Annotated in this window: 22 protein-coding genes and 2 riboswitches; of the genes, 7 read left to right on the top strand and 15 right to left on the bottom strand. The window is 32.9% G+C overall.

Annotation, left to right across the window (positions count from 1 at the left end; translation table 11 throughout):
* Window positions 1-65: 65 nt before the first annotated feature.
* Window positions 66-160, top strand: a riboswitch (TPP riboswitch).
* A gap of 82 nt (window positions 161-242) precedes the next feature.
* Entirely contained in the window at window positions 243-2,564 is a 2,322-nt protein-coding gene (locus tag CLU82_RS06595; protein ID WP_100842338.1) for a TonB-dependent receptor, read from the top strand.
* 98 nt (window positions 2,565-2,662) lie between these two features.
* Here the strand turns inward: CLU82_RS06595 and CLU82_RS06590 are convergent, their stop codons facing one another.
* The gene (locus tag CLU82_RS06590; protein WP_100842337.1) at window positions 2,663-3,076 is read right to left on the bottom strand and encodes a hypothetical protein; all 414 of its coding nucleotides are present in this window, start codon (window positions 3,074-3,076) and stop codon (window positions 2,663-2,665) included.
* A 167-nt stretch (window positions 3,077-3,243) separates the two neighbouring features.
* Here CLU82_RS06590 and greA point away from each other — a divergent pair, with 167 nt between their 5' ends.
* The 3 genes from greA (at window position 3,244) to CLU82_RS06575 (ending at window position 5,382) form a co-directional block, all read left to right on the top strand.
* Window positions 3,244-3,720, top strand: coding sequence for a transcription elongation factor GreA (greA, locus tag CLU82_RS06585; RefSeq protein WP_100844958.1), 477 nt, complete (start codon window positions 3,244-3,246; stop codon window positions 3,718-3,720).
* Between the two features lie 22 nt (window positions 3,721-3,742).
* A complete protein-coding gene (locus CLU82_RS06580) occupies window positions 3,743-4,132 on the top strand; it encodes an HIT family protein (RefSeq protein ID WP_100842336.1) in 390 nt (129 codons plus the stop codon).
* Window positions 4,133-4,215: 83 nt separating this feature from the next.
* On the top strand, window positions 4,216-5,382 hold the full coding sequence (locus CLU82_RS06575; protein WP_100842335.1) for a transglutaminase domain-containing protein: 1,167 nt from the start codon (window positions 4,216-4,218) through the stop codon (window positions 5,380-5,382).
* Between the two features lie 78 nt (window positions 5,383-5,460).
* On the opposite strand, the gene CLU82_RS06570 is transcribed toward CLU82_RS06575, so the two are convergent.
* On the bottom strand, window positions 5,461-5,700 hold the full coding sequence (locus tag CLU82_RS06570; protein ID WP_100842334.1) for a GlsB/YeaQ/YmgE family stress response membrane protein: 240 nt from the start codon (window positions 5,698-5,700) through the stop codon (window positions 5,461-5,463).
* A 63-nt stretch (window positions 5,701-5,763) separates the two neighbouring features.
* A complete protein-coding gene (locus tag CLU82_RS06565) occupies window positions 5,764-6,909 on the bottom strand; it encodes a PAS domain-containing sensor histidine kinase (protein ID WP_100842333.1) in 1,146 nt (381 codons plus the stop codon).
* 237 nt (window positions 6,910-7,146) lie between these two features.
* Between CLU82_RS06565 and CLU82_RS06560 the strand changes: the two genes are divergently transcribed.
* From CLU82_RS06560 to aat, 3 genes are all read left to right on the top strand, one after another.
* Window positions 7,147-8,034: a flavin reductase family protein gene (locus tag CLU82_RS06560; RefSeq protein ID WP_100842332.1), complete on the top strand. Its 888-nt coding sequence runs from the start codon at window positions 7,147-7,149 to the stop codon at window positions 8,032-8,034.
* Window positions 8,035-8,055: 21 nt separating this feature from the next.
* The gene (locus CLU82_RS06555) at window positions 8,056-8,430 is read left to right on the top strand and encodes a DUF3127 domain-containing protein (RefSeq protein WP_100842331.1); all 375 of its coding nucleotides are present in this window, start codon (window positions 8,056-8,058) and stop codon (window positions 8,428-8,430) included.
* 86 nt (window positions 8,431-8,516) lie between these two features.
* Window positions 8,517-9,152, top strand: coding sequence for a leucyl/phenylalanyl-tRNA--protein transferase (aat, locus tag CLU82_RS06550; protein ID WP_100842330.1), 636 nt, complete (start codon window positions 8,517-8,519; stop codon window positions 9,150-9,152).
* On the opposite strand, the gene CLU82_RS06545 is transcribed toward aat, so the two are convergent.
* The 12 genes from CLU82_RS06545 to CLU82_RS06490 form a co-directional block, all read right to left on the bottom strand.
* Window positions 9,141-9,851: a HesA/MoeB/ThiF family protein gene (locus CLU82_RS06545; RefSeq protein WP_100842329.1), complete on the bottom strand. Its 711-nt coding sequence runs from the start codon at window positions 9,849-9,851 to the stop codon at window positions 9,141-9,143. The genes aat and CLU82_RS06545 overlap by 12 nt on opposite strands.
* A gap of 51 nt (window positions 9,852-9,902) precedes the next feature.
* Window positions 9,903-11,060 carry a 2-iminoacetate synthase ThiH gene (gene thiH / locus CLU82_RS06540; protein WP_100842328.1) on the bottom strand — a complete coding sequence of 386 codons (1,158 nt, stop codon included), beginning with the start codon at window positions 11,058-11,060 and terminating at the stop codon, window positions 9,903-9,905.
* A 42-nt stretch (window positions 11,061-11,102) separates the two neighbouring features.
* Complete coding sequence (locus CLU82_RS06535; protein ID WP_100842327.1) at window positions 11,103-11,480, bottom strand: GxxExxY protein; 378 nt, start codon at window positions 11,478-11,480, stop codon at window positions 11,103-11,105.
* Window positions 11,481-11,616: 136 nt separating this feature from the next.
* Window positions 11,617-12,393 (bottom strand): thiazole synthase, encoded by a 777-nt coding sequence (locus tag CLU82_RS06530; RefSeq protein ID WP_100842326.1) that lies wholly within the window; start codon window positions 12,391-12,393, stop codon window positions 11,617-11,619.
* The gene (locus CLU82_RS06525) at window positions 12,374-13,012 is read right to left on the bottom strand and encodes a thiamine phosphate synthase (RefSeq protein WP_100842325.1); all 639 of its coding nucleotides are present in this window, start codon (window positions 13,010-13,012) and stop codon (window positions 12,374-12,376) included. Before CLU82_RS06525 ends, CLU82_RS06530 begins: the two co-directional genes overlap by 20 nt.
* Window positions 13,005-13,775 (bottom strand): hydroxymethylpyrimidine/phosphomethylpyrimidine kinase, encoded by a 771-nt coding sequence (locus CLU82_RS06520; protein ID WP_100842324.1) that lies wholly within the window; start codon window positions 13,773-13,775, stop codon window positions 13,005-13,007. The genes CLU82_RS06525 and CLU82_RS06520 overlap by 8 nt, the downstream gene beginning before the upstream one ends.
* Window positions 13,748-14,344 (bottom strand): thiamine phosphate synthase, encoded by a 597-nt coding sequence (locus tag CLU82_RS06515; RefSeq protein ID WP_100842323.1) that lies wholly within the window; start codon window positions 14,342-14,344, stop codon window positions 13,748-13,750. The genes CLU82_RS06520 and CLU82_RS06515 overlap by 28 nt, the downstream gene beginning before the upstream one ends.
* A gap of 11 nt (window positions 14,345-14,355) precedes the next feature.
* Window positions 14,356-16,179 carry a phosphomethylpyrimidine synthase ThiC gene (gene thiC, locus CLU82_RS06510; RefSeq protein ID WP_100842322.1) on the bottom strand — a complete coding sequence of 608 codons (1,824 nt, stop codon included), beginning with the start codon at window positions 16,177-16,179 and terminating at the stop codon, window positions 14,356-14,358.
* Between the two features lie 187 nt (window positions 16,180-16,366).
* Window positions 16,367-16,573 (bottom strand): sulfur carrier protein ThiS, encoded by a 207-nt coding sequence (gene thiS, locus CLU82_RS06505; RefSeq protein ID WP_100842321.1) that lies wholly within the window; start codon window positions 16,571-16,573, stop codon window positions 16,367-16,369.
* A 65-nt stretch (window positions 16,574-16,638) separates the two neighbouring features.
* A riboswitch (TPP riboswitch) is annotated at window positions 16,639-16,735 on the bottom strand.
* 90 nt (window positions 16,736-16,825) lie between these two features.
* The gene (locus CLU82_RS06500; RefSeq protein ID WP_100842320.1) at window positions 16,826-17,383 is read right to left on the bottom strand and encodes a DNA-3-methyladenine glycosylase I; all 558 of its coding nucleotides are present in this window, start codon (window positions 17,381-17,383) and stop codon (window positions 16,826-16,828) included.
* Between the two features lie 71 nt (window positions 17,384-17,454).
* Entirely contained in the window at window positions 17,455-17,874 is a 420-nt protein-coding gene (locus CLU82_RS06495; protein ID WP_100842319.1) for a lipocalin family protein, read from the bottom strand.
* 318 nt (window positions 17,875-18,192) lie between these two features.
* Window positions 18,193-18,903, bottom strand: coding sequence for a hypothetical protein (locus tag CLU82_RS06490; RefSeq protein ID WP_100842318.1), 711 nt, complete (start codon window positions 18,901-18,903; stop codon window positions 18,193-18,195).
* Between the last annotated feature and the right edge of the window lie 127 nt (window positions 18,904-19,030).

Below are 19,030 nucleotides of genomic sequence, written 5' to 3'. Positions count from 1 at the left end.
ATTCTTACTGGAGTTTGATTTTTGAAATTGTTATTGATTTTTGTGTTTTTTAATAGTACTTTTGCAGTGTCTCAAAGGGGTGCTCTAAATAACGAGCTGAGATTATACCCATAGAACCTGAACAGGTAATGCTGTTAAGGGAAAAGATTTCAGAAAGAGTATGTCCATTCTGAAAATCGAAACCAATCATTTTTAATTTAACTAAAGAATAATTCCCCCTTTTATTCGTAAATCATTTACGGATGAACCATTTTAAACTATTACCAATTACGAATTACGGATTACGAAAATCTTTGAACATATTAAATTTTAGATTTTCAAAGACATTATTTTCTTTTCTCTTTATTCTTTCTTCTTTTCTCTCTTTTTCACAAGAAAAACAACAAGACACTTTAAAAATCAATCAGCTAGAGGAAGTATTATTAAATGCTACCAGAGTAAAAGATAAATCTCCTTTTCCTTTTACAAACATTACAAAAAAAGAATTAGAAAAGAATAATCTTGGTCAAGATTTACCGATTTTATTAGATCAATTACCATCTGTAGTTACAACTTCTGATGCTGGTGCAGGCGTCGGTTATACAAGTATAAGGGTGCGTGGAAGCGATGCTGCACGTGTCAATGTTACTATCAATGGAATTCCATATAATGATGCCGAGAGTCAAGGGACTTACTTTGTAGATTTACCAGATTTTGCATCTTCATTAGAAGATGTTCAATTACAACGTGGTGTGGGGACTTCGACTAATGGATCTGGAGCTTTTGGCGCAAGTTTGAATTTAAAAACACTAAAGCCATCTACAGAAGGATTTGCAACGATTTCTAATTCTTTCGGATCATTTGGTACTAGAAAACATACTTTGAGTGTCAGTTCGGGTATAAAAAATGGTTTCTATGCTACAGGGAAATTATCTAAAATTGCGAGCGATGGTTATATTGACAGGGCTTCATCTGATTTAAAATCGTTTTATACCGAAGCAGGTTTTATAGGCGAAAACACTTCTATAAAAGCAATTGTTTTTGGAGGAAAAGAAAAAACATATCAATCTTGGTATGGAACTCCAGAAGCGGTTGTAAATGGAGATGTTGATGGAATTAATGCTTTTATAGCTCGAAATTACAGCTCGGAAGCAGAAGCTTACAATCTTTTAAATTCTGGTAGAACCTATAATTATTATACTTATGATAATCAAACTGATAATTATGAACAATATCATTATCAATTGCATTTTTCGCATAAATTTAATGATAACTTATCAGCTACAATTTCAGGTAATTTCACTCCTGGAAAAGGGTATTATGAAGAATTCAAAGCTGATGATAAATTCAAAAAATATTTTCCATCAAGTCCAAATGGAGATGATACAAGCGATGTAATTCGTAGAAAATGGGCAGCAAGTGATTTTTATGCTTTGGTATATTCGTTAAATTACAACAAAGATAAGTTTAGTTTTAATCTTGGAGGTGGGTATAATAAATATGATGGATCGCATTTTGGTGAAATTATTTGGAGTCAGTTTGAAACACCTTTGCCTTATTCTACTAAATATTACGAAAGCAGTATATTAAAAGAAGATACTAGTATTTATGCAAAAGGAGAATATCAATTTAGTGATAGCTTTATTGGTTTTGCAGACATTCAGTTTAGAGATGTGAGTTTTAAATCTTCTGGATTGTCATCAAGTGTAGCTCCAATAAATGTAGACAAAAAATATTCTTTTTTTAATCCAAAAGCAGGTCTAACTTATCTTTTGAATTCCAAAAATACAGTTTACGCATCAGTAGCTGTAGGGAATCGCGAGCCTAATGGAGATGATCTGACCAAAAATCCAACAGAGCCAAAACCAGAACAACTTATTGACTATGAACTAGGATACAAAATTAGGTCTGAAAAAATTGTTGGATCTGTAAATTTCTATTACATGGATTATAATGATCAATTGGTTCTTACAGGTGAATTAGATGACGTTGGAAATGGGGTTCGTCAAAATGTATCAAAAAGTTATCGTGCAGGATTAGAGTTGCAGGCAGGTTATAAAATATCGAAACAATTGCGAATTGACGCAAATGCTACTTTTAGCCAAAATAAAATCAAGGCTTTTGATTATTTAGTTTATGATACACAGTATGATCCAATCACTTATGACGATGTTTCGTATTCAGCTGTTGTAACTCAATATAAAAATACAAATATTGCTTTTTCGCCAGAAACAATTGTTGGTGCTAGTTTGACTTTTTCACCAATTAATAATTTAGATTTTGGATTCATATCAAAATATGTAGGTAAGCAATTTTTGGATAATACTTCTACAGACAGTCGAAGTATGAAAGCCTATTTTGTAAATAATATTTCGGTGTCTTATAAATTAAAACCAAAATGGATTAAAGAAATAGATTTTAATTTACTGGTAAATAATGTATTTGATGAGAAATATGTTTCAAACGGATATACTTACAGTTATTATTATAGGCCAGTAGGCTCAACTGATGATGCTATAACAGAAAATTTTTATTACCCTCAGGCAGGAATTAATTTCTTGACAGGAATGACACTGAAATTTTAATGCTTTAAAATTAGGTTCATAAAAAAATCCTGAGAGTGTTAGCTTTCAGGATTTTTTTTGGTTTAAAATGATGTTGTGAGTAATGCTCTGCCAGGCTTTTAATTATAGATACGAATTACATCTCCTGTCACCTGTACTCGGTATTGTTTCATCGGGTAGGTGCCGCTTCCTTGACCAGTAAATAGATTATATTCGATCTTGTCGCATGCGCAAATGGCATTGATTCCTTTAATTGTCATAGTTGAACAATCGCTTAAATCTTGATTTGGACAAGCAGCATCAAAAGCATTGTATGTGGTTCCAGTATAGAAAACGATTAATCCTTTAACGCCAGCATCTGCATAATAGATAGCATTACCTGCGCTTTTAAGGTTTGAATAAAGTGGTAAATTCATGTTGAGATCTACAGAAAAACTGTAGTTGGGTACATATGGATTTTTACTAGAGTTTTCATTGTTACTACATCCCAAGAAAAATGGAGCGATAATTAGTAATAAAATGTATTTTTTCATTATTTAAAATTAAAAGTAAAGTATTAGTGAAACAAATTTAATTTATTTAACTTTGAAATTATTATGATTAACATATTATTGTAATCTAAAAATAAAAATACACTATCTTTGTAGAAAGAAATCCCGTCCTGATGGGATTTTTTCTATTTTATATAAATGATGAAATTATGAGCGCAATATCGTATTACACAGCGGAAGGGTTAAAAAAATTAAGAGAAGAATTAGATCATTTAAAGAGTGTGATGCGTCCAAAAGCATCACAAGATATAGCAGATGCAAGAGATAAAGGGGACTTGTCTGAAAATGCAGAATATGATGCTGCCAAAGAAGCCCAAGGAATGCTTGAAATGAGAATCGCAAAATTGGAAGATATACATGCAAATGCGAGGTTGATAGATGAGTCTAATTTAGATTTATCTAAAGTGTTAGTTTTGTCTATTGTTAAGATTAAAAACCAAACGAATGGAATGGAGATGAAATACACGTTAGTTGCCGAAAGTGAAGCCGATTTAAAAACTGGAAAAATATCAGTTACTTCTCCTATTGGAAAGGGATTATTAGGTAAAAAAGTAGGTGAAGTTGCTGAAATCACAGTGCCTAATGGTATTTTAAAATTTGAAATTTTAGAAATTTCAAGAGAGTAATTTTAAATTAAAAGATTTAATTATGAGCTCTATATTTACAAAAATCGTAAATGGGGAAATACCTTGTTATAAAGTAGCTGAGGATGAAAATTTTTTAGCATTTTTAGATGTAAATCCCAATGCTAAAGGACACACACTATGTATACCTAAGCAAGAAATAGATAAGTTTTTTGAAATTGATGATGCTTTGTATCTTGGTTTAATGTCATTTTCTAAGAAAGTAGCAATTGCCTTGGAGAAAACAGTTCCTTGTAAAAGAATTGGTATGGCAGTGATAGGTCTTGAAGTGCCTCACGCACACGTTCACTTGATTCCTTTAAATGAAATGGGCGAAATGACTTTCAGACATAAAGTAACTTTGACAAAAGAAGAGTTTGAAGCTTTAGCGATTAGTATTCAAGCCAATTTGTAAAAATATATATGCATAAAAAACACAAATCTTTTAAGGTGTAATTTAAAGGATTTGTGTTTTTTTATGCCTAAAAATGAAATGATATGAAAAGTTTTTTTTTATTTTTAATATTTACCAGTATCAGCTTTGGTCAAACCAAGAATCCTTATGCTTTTATAGATGCTAAAATGGATAAAATTCCAGTAGATTTAAGCGCTTCGACTGATGGAATTGCTCAATATATAAATGAAAATTTTAAAACGGAACAGGATAAAGTTCGAGCTGTTTTTTATTGGACTGCATCTAATATCAGATACGATATTGAAAATATTTCATCTATTAATTATCAGGAAGTCTCTTTGGATAAAATAAAAAACACAGTATTATCCAAGAAGGGGGTCTGTATTCATTATGCCGAAGTTTTTAATGATATTGCAAAAAAAATAGGGATTAAGTCCTATATAGTTTACGGATATACTAAACAAAATGGTACTGTGAATGTGTTATCGCATGCTTGGTGTGCCACAAGGATTGATACTATTTGGTGGTTATTTGATCCAACTTGGGGAGCTGGCTATGTTCAGAATAAAAAGTTCTTCAAAAAATTAAATAATCTCAATTTTAAGGTTGCTCCAAGCCAATTTATTGTAACACACATGCCCTTCGATTATTTATGGGAGTTTTTGAATTACACAGTAACCAATCAAGAATTCATAGAAGGTAAAACTCAAATGAATAATAACAAACCAAAATTTGATTTTGTAACTCAAATAGAAGAATATGATCAAATGTCTGAACTAGAACAAGCGAGGACAGCTTTGATTCGAATTCAGAATAATGGTGTAAAAAACACTTTGATTCAAGAGATGATTCAGTTCAAAAAGAGTGAGGTGGATGCTTTACAAAATAATAGTGCAATGGCAAAAATGCAGTCTATAAGTGATGATTATAATCAAGCGATAGCACAGTTTAATGATTTTATAATGTATAGAAATAATAAATTCAAACCACTTTTATCAGATGAAGCAATTAAAGAAATGATTATAAGTCCTAAACAAAAAATACTAGATTGTCAAAATCGTATTTATAAGATTGGGAAGTTTAATGATAATAATGTAGAAAATGTAAAGTCATTAAAAAAGTCAATAATCGATGTTCTAAAACAAATAGATGAACAAGAGAAGTTTGTTAATGATTATTTGAGTAAAAGTAAAACAGCTCGAAAAGGGATGTTTACAAAGATAACATGGTTTGGCATTCCATTGCGTTAAGAGTCAATAATGGATTTTTATAAAACAAAAAGGGATTTCAAATTGTTTGAAATCCCTTTTTGTTTTATTTCAAAAGTTTTATTTTTTTAGTAGGCTAATAATAAACAACAAAATCCAAGCGCCAACAGCCGAAATAATAATTTGCCAAAGTAAAGTTCCGCCACCTATACCGAATTTGCCAGTTAGCCAACCTCCAAAAAAACCACCAATTATCCCTATGATAATATTACCAAATAAACCAAAGCCGCTCCCTTTCCAAAGTTGTCCAGCTAACCATCCGGAAATGGCACCAATCAAAAGAAAATACAATATTCCCATAAGTTGTTGTTTTAAGGTTAAGTAGTAAAAGTACTAAAAAAGAATAAGGTAAAATGTAATGAATCAGCTTTTTAAAAATACAATTTGCATCGTAGTTCCTTTTCCAATTTCAGAGTGAAGTACTTTGACTGAGCCTTTGTGGTATTCCTCAACAATTCTCCGAGTTAAAGAAAGTCCTAATCCCCAACCTCTTTTTTTTGTGGTAAAACCAGTTTCAAAAATTCGTTGATACTCTTTCTTAGGAATACCGTTGCCAGTATCGGTTACGTTTATTTTTATATGACGGTTATCTTCTTCAATTACCATAGATAATTTTCCTCTACCTTTCATAGCATCGATGGCGTTTTTGACTAGGTTTTCTATCGTCCAACTATGTAAAATAGGATTTAGCAAGATATTTATTGGCTTTGTTGGACCTTTAAAAGAAAATTCTATTTGATTAGAAAAACGAGAAATTAAATAATTGTAGGATTGTTTCGTTTCTTCGACAACGTCTTTTAGTTCTAATTTGGGTTCGGAACCAATTTTAGAAAATCGATCCGTTATAGTTTGCAATCGTTCAATGTCTTTTTCGATTTCCGTAGTAATGGATTCGTCAATATTATCCAGTTTTAGAATCTCCAACCAGCCTATCAATGAGGAAAGAGGAGTCCCAATTTGATGAGCTGTTTCTTTTGCCATTCCTGCCCATAATTTGTTTTGAGTAGCAATTTTATGATTCAGATAAAAATTGTAGATAAGAATACCGCAGAGTACAATAATTAAACATAAAGCGATTGGATAATATTTGAGTTTACCTATCAAAGAAGAATCTCCATAATATAATTCTTGTGATTTTCCTGCGGCATAAATAATAGTGATAGGTTCATTTTCACTTTTTAATTGATCCAGATATTTATGGGCTTTTACTTTGTCTTTTATAATTTCTTCATCAATATTTACTGAGTTTATTATGCTGTCATTCTCTGTTAGTATTAATGGAATAGTAGTATTATTGTTGAAAATTTGGAGAGGTAAATCAACTTCAGTATCGGCTTTGGCATTAATTAATGTTTTTTCAGCAATGGCCCAAAGTTTCATTTTTACCCGTTCCTCATTTTTAAAAATTTGAAAAAAGGTATAGGTGTTCCAAAGGATAATAGTGATTATCAAAAAAGAAATAAAAATAATAATCCAGCGAATTGGATTGCTGTTTTCAGAAAAATTCATAACAGTAAATTTGTGGTATAAATATAACGAAATAATGCATCTTGGATTGTGTTGATAAAATGATTTTTTTGAAGTTATATCCTGCTGTCCGTTATATCTTTTTATGTCTCTTTAGAAAAAAAAGACATAAAAAGGATGTCACTACCATCAGGGCTAGGGCATTGGTTTTGATAATATAATTCCAGAATAAACAATAATCTTAGCGCTATTTTATTATTTTTGTCCAAATAAAAAATTATGATTAGTATTGACCCAAAAAGTATTGATATTGTAAAACTACAAGGGTATTTACAAAGTTCAGTTGGTCCACGACCTATTGCTTTTGCTAGTACAATTGGAGTAAATGGAATTCCAAATTTGTCACCTTTTAGTTTTTTCAATGTGTTCAGTGCGAATCCACCAATACTTATTTTTTCGCCTGCAAGGCGTGTGAGGGATAATACCATTAAGCATACCTTAATTAATGCCGAAGCAACAGGAGAAGTCGTAATTAATGTAGTGAATTATGACATGGTGCAACAAACTTCTTTGGCTAGTACAGAATATGCAGAAGGAGTTGATGAGTTTTTAAAATCAGGATTAACGCCAGTACCATCTGTTGTTGTAAAACCCTTTAGAGTAAAAGAATCACCAGTACAGTTTGAATGTAAAGTGACTCAGATAATTCCACTTGGCTCCGAAGGAGGAGCAGGAAATCTAATTCTTTGTGAAGTGGTTCATATACATATAGATGATGCGGTTCTAAACGAAAATGGAACTATCGATCAACATAAAATTGATTTGGTTTCCAGATTGGGAGCCAATTGGTATTCCAGATCAAATCAAGGATTGTTTGAAGTACCAAAACCACTTACAACATTAGGAGTTGGAGTAGATGTTATTCCAGATTTTGTCAAAAACAGTTCTGTTTTCGATGGAAACGATTTAGGGATGTTAGGTAACATAGAAGCCTTGCCTACTACTGAAGAAGTTAGTATATTTGTAAAGCAAAATTTTGCTGTAAAGGCAGTTTTGAGCTCCGATGACCTTGAAAAACAGCATCTAGAGGCTAAAAAGTATCTTTTAGATAATGATGTAGTTTCGGCGTGGAAAGTGCTTTTGGCTAAAAAAATAAAATCAAAGTAACAATAATAAAACAAAAAGAAGATGGAAGTATTAGGAAAAATTAAAGTTGTTAATCCAGAGCAACAAGTAAGTGCGGCATTCAAAAAAAGAGAATTAGTTGTTACTACTGATGAGCAATATCCACAACATATTTTAATTGAATTCACTCAAGATAAATGTGATTTGTTAAGCAATTATAATATTGGTGAAGCGGTAAAAGTTTCTATCAATTTAAGAGGAAGAGAATGGATTAACCCACAAGGTGAAACAAGATATTTTAATAGTATTCAAGGTTGGAGAATCGAAAGAGTAGCTGCTGATGCACCAACTCAACAAGCACCTCCAATGCCAGCTGCAGCAACTTTTGCACCAGCAACTAACTTAAACGAAGAAGAAGCAGACGATTTGCCATTCTAAGACATAAAGAAATTAAAAGTTAGAAGTCAGAAGTTTGAGTTTACTTGAATTTCTGACTTTTTTGTTTTTTGAAATTTCCATTGAAAATGTATTACTTATCATCAGATTTATTTTTTCCTCCAGTTACCCACGCCAATCGCGATGGGATTTTGGCAATTGGCGGTGATTTATCTCCAGAGCGCTTGCAGCTCGCGTACAATAGCGGAATTTTTCCTTGGTTCAACGAAGGAGAACCCATTATTTGGTGGTCTCCAAATCCCAGAATGGTATTGTTTCTTGACGGTTTGATTGTTTCCAAAAGCATGCGAAATATTCTTAATCGGAATATCTTCAAAGTGACTTTCAATCAAAATTTCAGGGATGTTATCTCCAATTGCCAACAAGTAAAACGCGACGGACAGACTGGAACTTGGATTACCAATGAAATGATCGAAGCCTATTGCAAACTCAATGAATTAGGAATTGCAAAATCTGTTGAAGTTTGGCAAAATGGCCAATTAGTTGGCGGATTGTATGGTATAGATTTGGGACATGTTTTTTGTGGAGAAAGTATGTTTTCACTGGTTTCAAATGCTTCAAAAGTTGCCTTTATTAGTTTAGTTAATCAATTAAAAATAGAGAATTATCAATTGTTAGATTGTCAAGTATACAATGAACATCTCGAAAGTTTGGGCTGTGTCGAAATTGAAAGAGCAACTTTTATGGAAATATTAAAAAGCTAACTTAAGAAACCCCCATTCAGTTGTTTTAAATAGGATTAATTCATTCCTCAAACTCGGTAGCCCAATAATTAACTTCAAAGTTTCATGTGCCATCATTGTGCCAATCATACCTGGTAAAGTACCTAAAACGCCATTAAAACTACAATTAGGGACATCATCAGGATTAGGTGGTTCTGGAAATAAATCACGTAAATTTTTACTTCCCTGATGATTAAAAACAGCCAACTGACCTTCAAAACCTAATATGCTACCATAAACCAAAATTTTGTCTAAAGCCACACAAGTGTCATTTACTAAATAGCGAGTTGTAAAATTATCTGAGCCATCTACTACAATATCAAAATCAGCTATAATTTTCGAAGCATTATCAATAGTTAATTTTTCTTCAAAAGCTAAAACAGTAATTAGAGGATTTAGTTTTTCAACAGTTGCTTTGGCTGTATTGGCTTTTGATAATCCAACTTGGTCTTCAGTATATAAAATCTGACGGTGCAGATTATGAATTTCGATTTTATCAAAATCAATTATCCCAATTGTTCCTACTCCAGCCGTAGCAATATATTGTAAAATTGGGCAGCCCAAACCACCAGCGCCAATGACTAGAACTTTGGATTTCTTTAGTTTATCTTGTCCCGAATCACCAATTTCGGGTAATATCATTTGGCGGTTGTATCGTAAAAAATCTTGTATTACGCTCATTGTTGTATTCTTAAAGTTGTAAAGTCAAATGTCTTAAAGTCAGAAAATTGCTTAATTGAAAACTGTGTTTTCTTTAAGACTTTCGACCTTCGACCTTTGACTAAATGTCCTGTCCCAATCTTTCCAAACGGGTTCATATCCTTTTTGGGTAATCATTTCAGCAATTTCAGCAGATGAACGTTCGTCACTTATTTCAAATTGTTCCAGTGATTGTAGATCAACTACATAGCCGCCAGGATTGGTTTTCGATCCTGCACTCATACTTGTGGTACCAAGCGGAATAATGTTATTTCTAAATTTTTCATTCTCCCGAGTCGAAATGGAGATTTCCAAATCTTCATTCCATAATCGATAAGCACATATAAGCTGTGCTAAATCCTTGTCGTCCATTATAAAATTAGGCTCAATAATTCCTTCCGCAGGACGCAACCTCGGAAAAGACACAGAATATTTGGTTTGCCAATAGGTCTTTTGCAAATAATCTAAATGCAAGGCATTAAAAAAACTATCAGTACGCCAATCTTCCAGACCCAATAAAACTCCCAAACCTATTTTATGAATACCTGCTTTACCAATTCTGTCAGGCGTTTCCAGTCTAAAATCAAAATTTGATTTTTTGCCTTTGGTATGATACTTTTTATAAACCTCTTGATGATAGGTTTCCTGATATACCAAAACGGAATATACGCCAGCATCATGTAAGCTTTCATATTCTTCCTGTGAAAGAGGCTGTACTTCGACTGAAATTATCGAAAAATCATTTTTGATCTGCTCAATAGCATTCAAAAAGTAATTAATATTTACTGTATAATTTGCTTCGCCAGTAACTAATAAAACATGATCAAATCCTGTTTTTTTTAAGGCTTCGACTTCTAATTTAATTTCACTATCAGTCAGCGTTTTTCGTTTGATTTTGTTGTCTAAACTAAAACCGCAGTAGGTACAAATGTTTTGACATTCATTACTTAGATATAAAGGCGCATACATTTGGATGGTTTTTCCAAAACGTTTTTTGGTCAATTCATGACTTATTTGAGCCATTTGTTCCAAATAGGGTTGCGCAGCTGGTGATATCAAAGCCAGAAAATCGTCAAGGCTACGCTTGCTTTTTGCTAATGCCTGCTCCACTTGTTGTGCACTGCTGGCATATATTTTGGATTGTATAGTATTCCAATCGTATTGTTCAAAAACGGATTTGAATGTATTCATAGTTTTGTTTTTCACGCAGATTTTGCAGATTTGTGCAGATTTCTATATTTTATTTGCAATTCGCTTAATATCATTTAAAATGGTTAAAGTATTGAAGTTGACAAGTATTCCTAGTTTTTTATTAGTAAGCTTTAAATAATTTGTAATTTGTTTATAATGAATGGGAGCTAAATCTTCTACAGATTTCAATTCAATAATTACTTTATCTTCTACTAATAAATCAATTTTAAAAGCAACATCTAAAATGATTTCGTTATAAGGAATATTAATTGTGAGTTGTCTTTCTACTTTTAAGTCAAGTTTTGTTAATTCATAAAATAAAGCACTTTCATAAACAGATTCAAATAAACCTGGCCCGAGAGTATTGTGCACTTTGAAAATTGCTCCTCTTATTTTGAAGGATATGTCGTTTTCTGTCATTTTGAAATTTTAGTGTTAATTAAAAGTAATTAATTTCTTTCAATATAAAAATGTAAATTTCTTTTCAATAATTATCTTTAAGGATATTTGAAATTTTATCTGCTAAAATCTGTGAAAATCTGCGTGCTATTTAAGTTTAGTCATATAAAAAAGCTGTCAAAGGACTTGAAGCGACAGCATGCTCAAATTGTTGCCCTAGTTTAGCTTCATAAGCTTTTCGACCCGCAATTACAGCTTCTTTGAAAGCTTCTGCCATCAATTTTGGATTTCCTGCTACAGCAATAGCAGTGTTTACCAAAACAGCATCAGCACCCAATTCCATTGCTTTGGCAGCATCAGATGGAGCGCCAATTCCAGCGTCTATTATTACAGGAACTTTGCTTTGTTCAATAATAATTTCTAAAAAATCAATGGTTTTTAATCCTTTGTTAGTTCCAATAGGCGAACCCAAAGGCATTACAGCCGATGTTCCAGCATCTTCTAATCGTTTGCATAAAACAGGATCAGCGTGAATATAAGGCAAAACAATAAAGCCTAGTTTGGCTAACTCTTCTGTAGCTTTCAACGTTTCGATAGGATCTGGTAATAGATATTTTGGATCGGGATGAATTTCCAGTTTTAGCCAATTGGTTTCTAATGCTTCTCTCGCTAGTTGAGCTGCGAAAATGGCTTCTTTAGCATTTCGAGCGCCGGAAGTGTTCGGAAGCAAATTAATTTGTGGATGTTTGAGATGTGCTAAAATAGCATCGGTTTCGGTTTCTAAATCAATACGTTTCAAAGCAACTGTAACTAATTCGCTCCCTGAAGCCAAAATGGCTTCTTCCATCTGCTGGTTAGAACCGAATTTCCCAGTTCCCAAAAACAGTCTGGATTGAAGTGTTTTATCTCCTATATTAAACAATGACATTGCCATATAATTTTTCGTTAAGTTGTGTAATTAGTTCCGTTTTGGATGGGCTTTCTGTAATCAATCCTGAAACCGCAATTCCGTGAATTCCAGTTTGCATTAGATCTTCAATATCGTTTAGAGTAACACCGCCAATCGCATAAATCGGAATCTCAAGATTTTGGTTTTTCAATTCTTCGATAATTGATTGATAGCCATCTATTCCTAAAATTGGGCTCAATTTTTTTTTGGTTGTTGTGAATCGAAAAGGCCCCAAACCAACATAATCGCAACCGTTTTTAATGTGATTTTGAATATCTTCGAAGGTATTTGCAGTGCCACCAATGATTTTAGTTTTGCCTAGAATAGTTCTGGCTTCTACAATTTCCATATCCGAAAGTCCTAAATGAACTCCATCTGCAGCAAATTCGTTGGCTAAATGCACATCGTCATTAACAATGAAATTAGCGAGATATTCTTCGCATAGAAATTTTACGGCTTCCGCCAAAGCAAAGGTTTTTTTTGGTTTTTGATGTTTGAATCGCATTTGAATCCAATCGCAACCGCTATCTAGCGCATGATGAATATTGTACAATTGTTCTTCGACGCTTTCTCCTTGAGAGATATATTGTAGTTTGTTATACATAATGGAATCCTAGTTTAGTTGAGTTAGATAATAAATAGTTTTCGGTATATATTTTTGCTTTTTCACAAGCTGTTTTTAAGTTTAGTTCCAATGCTATGTTGGCAGTAATCGCTGATGATAATACGCAACCAGATCCATGTTTTTCAAAGCATTCTACTTTTTTAGGTAAAAGTTGATGTACTGCATTTTCAGTATATAAATAATCAACGCCCATTTCATTAGGATTGTGACCACCTTTTAGTAAAACTGAACAACTAACCTCTTTTTGCAGGGGAGATAAAAAATCGATGAAGCAAGAGAGAGGGGAGAAGTTTGGAAAAATGATTTTAATTTCATTATAATTTGGAGTAATTAAATCAATCTGGTTTAGGATTTCAGTCAATTGCAGGCGATTCTCAATAGTTGTAAAATTGAAATTAGTTGAAGATTTTAAAACCGTATCCCAGACAATTTTTGTTTTTGATGAAAGTTTTTTTATCATAAAAACAATTTCTTTCAAATACTCTAGCGATGGTATAATTCCTATTTTTACCACTTTGATAGTATAATTATCAAACAATTTTTTTATCGATTCCAAAACAAAAGATAAGTCAGTCCATTGTATTTCTAAAAACTCATTTTCGGTTTGAATTGTATTAGCAGTGTTGATTGCAAAACCATACACTCCATGCTGTTCAAATGTTTTAATATCTGCTAAAACCCCAGCTCCAGCCGAAGGATCAAAGCCTGCAATGGTTAATACGTAAGGACGATTTGCTGACATAATTTAAAATTTTCTATTGCATGATTACTGTTCCAAATGGTGCCTAAAAGTGCTACATTATCAAAGCCATATCCTAATGCAGTTTTGATGTTTTTAGATGTAATTCCTCCAATTGCAACTAGCTTAACACTATTTTTTTTATGTTTTAATTCTGTTTTAAAGTCAAGATTTGAAATGTAATTTAGTTTTGAAATACTTTCGAAAACTGGGCCAAAAAAAGCATAATCAAATTCATTAGATAGTTCTTCAAAATCAATCATTTGATGGATAGAAGTAGAGAGTTTAAATCCATTTTTCTTCCAATTTTTTAAACTTTCTTCCGTTGCTTCGTATCTCTCTTTTTCCGTAAAATGTATACGATTAATTCCAAATGCAGAAGCTTGTTGATGATGACTATGTAAAACCAATTGTTGTCTAAAATCTTTCTTTATTTCGGATAAGAAAATTTTCATTTCTTCCTCCGAATAATCAGGTTTTCGGATATGTAGTAATTGCAAGCCCTCTTCAAAAAGAGCATGAATAATTTCAATTTCGTTTGTAACTAAAGTAGGGCTTGTAATTACTATCATGTTCTTTGGATTTATATGTAAATCTCTTTTCCTTGTTCAATAAACTCTTCTGATTTCTCCTGCATTCCTCTTTCGGCTTCGGCAACGTCACGAATTTCCTGAGAGATTTTCATTGAACAGAATTTAGGCCCACACATCGAGCAGAAATGTGCAACTTTAGCACCATCAGCTGGTAAGGTTTCATCGTGAAATTCTCTTGCAGTATCTGGATCTAACGACAAGTTGAATTGGTCTTCCCAACGGAATTCGAAACGTGCTTTACTCAAAGCATTGTCGCGGTATTGTGATCCTGGATGACCTTTGGCTAAATCAGCTGCGTGTGCGGCAATCTTATAAGTGATAACACCATCTTTTACATCTTTTTTATTCGGTAATCCAAGGTGTTCTTTTGGTGTTACATAACACAACATTGCGCAACCGTACCAGCCAATCATTGCTGCGCCAATAGCAGAAGTAATGTGATCGTAACCTGGAGCAATATCTGTAGTTAATGGTCCTAAAGTGTAAAATGGAGCTTCATCACAATGTTCCAATTGTTTATCCATATTTTCTTTAATCATATGCATTGGCACGTGACCTGGTCCTTCGATGAATACTTGTACATCGTGCCTCCAAGCAATCTTTGTTAATTCACCTAAAGTTTCTAATTCGGCAAATTGTGCAGCATCATTGGCATCGGCAATAGAACCCGGACGTAATCCATCTCCTAATGAAAAAGCAACATCGTACTGCTTCATAATCTCGCAAATATCTTCGAAATGGGTGTATAAGAAGTTTTCTTTGTGATGAAACAAACACCATTTTGCCATAATTGAACCACCACGGGATACAATTCCTGTTACACGATTAGCTGTCAAATGGATGTAACGCAATAATACTCCAGCGTGAATAGTAAAATAAGAAACTCCTTGTTCTGCTTGTTCGATTAAGGTGTCACGGAAAACTTCCCAAGTTAAGTCTTCTGCAATACCATTTACTTTTTCTAAAGCTTGATATATAGGCACTGTTCCAATTGGTACAGGAGAGTTACGGATAATCCATTCTCTTGTTTCGTGAATGTTTTTACCTGTTGATAAATCCATAATAGTGTCAGCTCCCCAACGACAAGCCCAAACGGCTTTTTCTACTTCTTCTTCGATACTTGAAGTCACGGCGCTATTTCCGATATTAGCGTTGATTTTTACCAAAAAGTTACGACCAACAATCATCGGTTCGCTTTCAGGATGGTTGATGTTATTTGGAATAATAGCACGGCCTCTAGCTACTTCGCTACGAACAAATTCGGGAGTGATTTTAGATTTTGGTGTGTTGGCTCCAAAACTATGTCCGTTATGTTGGCATTGCATTGCATTGGTTTGCTCGTTTAATTGTTCGATACGTTGGTTTTCACGAATCGCAATGTATTCCATTTCGGGCGTAATAATTCCTTGCTTTGCATAATACAATTGAGAAACGTTAGCTCCTTTTTTGGCGCGCATTGGTTTGTGTAAATATTCAAAACGTAGGTGATCGAGTTTACCGTCATTCAAACGGGTTTTTCCGTATTCGGAAGAGATTTCGGTTAATTCTTCTACATCATTACGGTCTAAAATCCATTGTTCACGGATACGAGGCAATCCTTTTCGGATGTCGATTTCTATATTTGGATCTGTGAATGGACCTGAAGTGTCGTAAACAGTTATTGATGGGTTTTTTTCAATTCTTCCATTTGACATTTTAGTATCTGCGAGTGAAATTTCACGCATTGCTACTTTTATCGGATGGATTTCACCTTCGATATATACTTTCTTAGAGTTTGGAAACGGGGTTCTTGAAATTTTTTCTTCGTTGTTCATAGTTCTGTAGTTTGTATTTTGATGAGTGTTTGTCTTTTTCTGCTAGGGATAGTAATGGAAAGCCCGTAAAGGCAAAACCGTGAAAAAACATGGAATAGAAAAGCGACCATAGGAAGCTCTTTCTATGACTATGTTTTTGAGGTTTTGACTGCGGACTTGAAATGGATAGCCCGCTCGAGCAGCCTAATTATCCTCCTTGTGTGGCTGAAATAATTAAAATGTCGTCGGTTTCTTTGATGAAATGAGAATTCCAATCAGATTTTGGAATTACGGTATTGTTGATAGCTAAGGCGATTCCGTTTTGTTTATCGGGAATTTCCAAGTCAAGAAGTGTCTGAACAGTTAAGCTGTCGGTGGCAAATTGTTTTGTTTGATTGTTGATTTTTAGCTCCATTCCTTTAGAATTTAGTATGTAATTATACTTTAGGAATGGCTGCAATTACGCACAAATGTGCGACAAGAAGTCATCTTACTTTTTCCTACGCTAGTATGAACTAGATCAGGTTCGAGGGTAAAATCTCAGCCTACAATTTTGTAGACACCCCTAAAGTGTGGAGCAAATGTAGAATATTATTTTATATGAGATTCGTTTATTTTGAAAAAAAATAAAACTTTATGATATTTTTTGTGATTGATTTATAAAAAGTTACTGTTTTTTCCAGCAATCTTCTACATGATCATTGACCATTCCAGTGGCTTGCATATGGGCGTAAACTACTGTAGATCCTACGAATTTGAATCCACGTTTTTTTAAATCTTTGCTGATAGTATCTGAAAGTGGAGTAGTGGCAACAACTTCTTTTAATGATTTACGATTGTTGTCAATTGGTTTCCCATCTACAAAATCCCAGATGTATTTGGAAAAACTACCAAATTCTTCTTGGATTTTTATAAAAGCTTGTGCATTGGAAACAGCAGAATAAACTTTGAGTTTGTTTCTGATAATACCAGCGTCTAAAAGTATTTTCTGGATTTTATCTTCGGAATAATTGGCTATTTTTTTATAGTCGAAATTGTCAAAAGCATTGCGAAAATTTTCTCTTTTGTTGAGGATTGTAATCCAGCTCAAACCCGCTTGAAAGGTTTCGAGTAACAAGAATTCAAATAATGTTTGGTCATCATAAACAGGAACACCCCATTCTTTGTCGTGGTATTCTTTGTATAAATCGCTGGATAAACACCATCCGCATCTTTTGAGTTCCATGTTTTTGTTTTAAAGGTATAAAAAAACCTCAAACTATTAGTTTGAGGTTTTGTTGTTTTTATGTAAGAAAATTATTTTCTAGTGTAAACATTAACGTATTCTCCATCTTCATCACTTCCTTTTAATTTTAAGCTAGTATTGCTTATTTCTAGAATTTGAAGCACAGTAGTTTCACCATCTTCTTTTATAGTAAGAACGTTGTCCTTCTTTTCCCAAGTTCCTGCTCCATTATCTTGAGTACATTTTTGTTCAAAATACTCAAACCATGTTACGGTAAATGTTCCACCTGTTTTAATTTCAAGACTTTCTGTTGCACAACCGCCTTCGTTTACTGCCGGTGCAAGGGTTTTGTCTGAATCGCCTTGTTGAGTTAATTGCCATTTTCCTTCAATTGATGCATCTGTTGAAGAATTGTTGTCATCGTCTTTATTACAAGATACAACTGATACTAATGCTACTAAAGACAAAAATAATACGGTTAATTTTTTCATTGGTTTTAAGTTTTTTGTTAAAATTTCCTGTCAAAATTAACATTTTTTTTTAATTATAAAAACTTTACAAATGAATTTTAGATTTATTTTCTTCCTTTTTTTTTGTTAATACATAATGAATTGATATTTAGGTCTCTAGGTGTTTTGTTTCTGGTTGTTGGGCTGTAAATTCTGTTTTTTTGTTAATTTTAAAAGATTAGTAATTTATAAGTTAAATAGTTTTTACTTTAATATTAACTAAATCTCTAATTTTTTGTTGTGGTATTTTTTATAAAATAGTTGTACAAAAGCCAACAACATCTTCTTAAGTATTTTTAGCTATTTGTTGTCTTTTCCAATTTGCCAATAATACCCTTTTACTGTAGGAATATAAGCAGAACGTCCTATTAAAATTAAATCAGAGTACATCTTCTTTTCATATTTTATAGATATTGCACCACCTGATGTGTACATTTTATTGTCTTCAAATCTTACTTTAAGCCTTCCGTCTTTGAATTTAGCATCGGATACTTTTTCTACGAGCCAGGTGGACTTCCATTTAATCTCAAGTTCGTTTGGAGCTACTTTGGTAATGCTTTTGACTAATTTCATAGCCTCTTTCGGTATTTTAAATTTGCTTTCTAAATCTTCCTGCGTCATTGTTACTCCGGTTTCACATTCGTTTAGTATTTTTTTGATGTATACAAAAGAACGTTTCCCCGTTTTTTTTGGAGTTATTTTAGTTGGAATAGTATTTGTTTCGGTTGTGTTTGTTTCGGTTGTGTGGTCAACAACTAGAGGCTCTTCTTTCTTTTTGTAGTTTTGATTTCCTAAAACTGATTCTTTTATTGCATCAATGCTATCGGTAGGAGTTTGTAGAGTGTCTTCTTTTTGTAGGGAGATGTTATCTTCAGTAGCAACAGTATGCTGTTGTTCCTTTTTTTGTTCCGTATTTTTTATAGTTGGACTTTCTTCAATTTTTTCGTTTTTACCGCAGCTAATAAGTGTAACAAGTAAAAGAAAAGAGAATGTTATTTTGAAATTCTTCATGATTAATTTTTTGTAGATTCTGGAACAATTGTTCAAAAATAATCTATTTTTTGAATCTAATAAAGGCTTTATTAAAAAATGTGTTTTAGACTTAATTTAAATAAAATAAGGCTGCCTTATTAGGACA

The sequence above is a fragment of the Flavobacterium sp. 5 genome (assembly GCF_002813295.1).
Classification (GTDB): domain Bacteria; phylum Bacteroidota; class Bacteroidia; order Flavobacteriales; family Flavobacteriaceae; genus Flavobacterium.
Note: the sequence above shows the minus strand (reverse complement) of the source record. Positions and strands in the feature narration are given on the sequence as shown.

Bases quoted from the DNA above. Each gene is read 5' to 3' on its own strand.
- CLU82_RS06590 (WP_100842337.1), bottom strand. From the start codon at position 3,076: ATGAAAAAATACATTTTATTACTAATTATCGCTCCATTTTTCTTGGGA.
- CLU82_RS06530 (WP_100842326.1), bottom strand. From the start codon at position 12,393: ATGGCAATGTCATTGTTTAATATAGGAGATAAAACACTTCAATCCAGA.
- CLU82_RS06490 (WP_100842318.1), bottom strand. From the start codon at position 18,903: ATGAAGAATTTCAAAATAACATTCTCTTTTCTTTTACTTGTTACACTT.
- CLU82_RS06545 (WP_100842329.1), bottom strand. From the start codon at position 9,851: ATGAGCGTAATACAAGATTTTTTACGATACAACCGCCAAATGATATTA.
- CLU82_RS06515 (WP_100842323.1), bottom strand. From the start codon at position 14,344: ATGATAGTAATTACAAGCCCTACTTTAGTTACAAACGAAATTGAAATT.
- CLU82_RS06555 (WP_100842331.1), top strand. From the start codon at position 8,056: ATGGAAGTATTAGGAAAAATTAAAGTTGTTAATCCAGAGCAACAAGTA.
- CLU82_RS06560 (WP_100842332.1), top strand. From the start codon at position 7,147: ATGATTAGTATTGACCCAAAAAGTATTGATATTGTAAAACTACAAGGG.
- CLU82_RS06535 (WP_100842327.1), bottom strand. From the start codon at position 11,480: ATGACAGAAAACGACATATCCTTCAAAATAAGAGGAGCAATTTTCAAA.
- thiC (WP_100842322.1), bottom strand. From the start codon at position 16,179: ATGAACAACGAAGAAAAAATTTCAAGAACCCCGTTTCCAAACTCTAAG.
- CLU82_RS06525 (WP_100842325.1), bottom strand. From the start codon at position 13,012: ATGTATAACAAACTACAATATATCTCTCAAGGAGAAAGCGTCGAAGAA.
- thiH (WP_100842328.1), bottom strand. From the start codon at position 11,060: ATGAATACATTCAAATCCGTTTTTGAACAATACGATTGGAATACTATA.
- greA (WP_100844958.1), top strand. From the start codon at position 3,244: ATGAGCGCAATATCGTATTACACAGCGGAAGGGTTAAAAAAATTAAGA.
- thiS (WP_100842321.1), bottom strand. From the start codon at position 16,573: ATGGAGCTAAAAATCAACAATCAAACAAAACAATTTGCCACCGACAGC.
- CLU82_RS06570 (WP_100842334.1), bottom strand. From the start codon at position 5,700: ATGGGAATATTGTATTTTCTTTTGATTGGTGCCATTTCCGGATGGTTA.
- CLU82_RS06580 (WP_100842336.1), top strand. From the start codon at position 3,743: ATGAGCTCTATATTTACAAAAATCGTAAATGGGGAAATACCTTGTTAT.
- CLU82_RS06575 (WP_100842335.1), top strand. From the start codon at position 4,216: ATGAAAAGTTTTTTTTTATTTTTAATATTTACCAGTATCAGCTTTGGT.
- aat (WP_100842330.1), top strand. From the start codon at position 8,517: ATGTATTACTTATCATCAGATTTATTTTTTCCTCCAGTTACCCACGCC.
- CLU82_RS06495 (WP_100842319.1), bottom strand. From the start codon at position 17,874: ATGAAAAAATTAACCGTATTATTTTTGTCTTTAGTAGCATTAGTATCA.
- CLU82_RS06500 (WP_100842320.1), bottom strand. From the start codon at position 17,383: ATGGAACTCAAAAGATGCGGATGGTGTTTATCCAGCGATTTATACAAA.
- CLU82_RS06565 (WP_100842333.1), bottom strand. From the start codon at position 6,909: ATGAATTTTTCTGAAAACAGCAATCCAATTCGCTGGATTATTATTTTT.
- CLU82_RS06520 (WP_100842324.1), bottom strand. From the start codon at position 13,775: ATGTCAGCAAATCGTCCTTACGTATTAACCATTGCAGGCTTTGATCCT.
- CLU82_RS06595 (WP_100842338.1), top strand. From the start codon at position 243: ATGAACCATTTTAAACTATTACCAATTACGAATTACGGATTACGAAAA.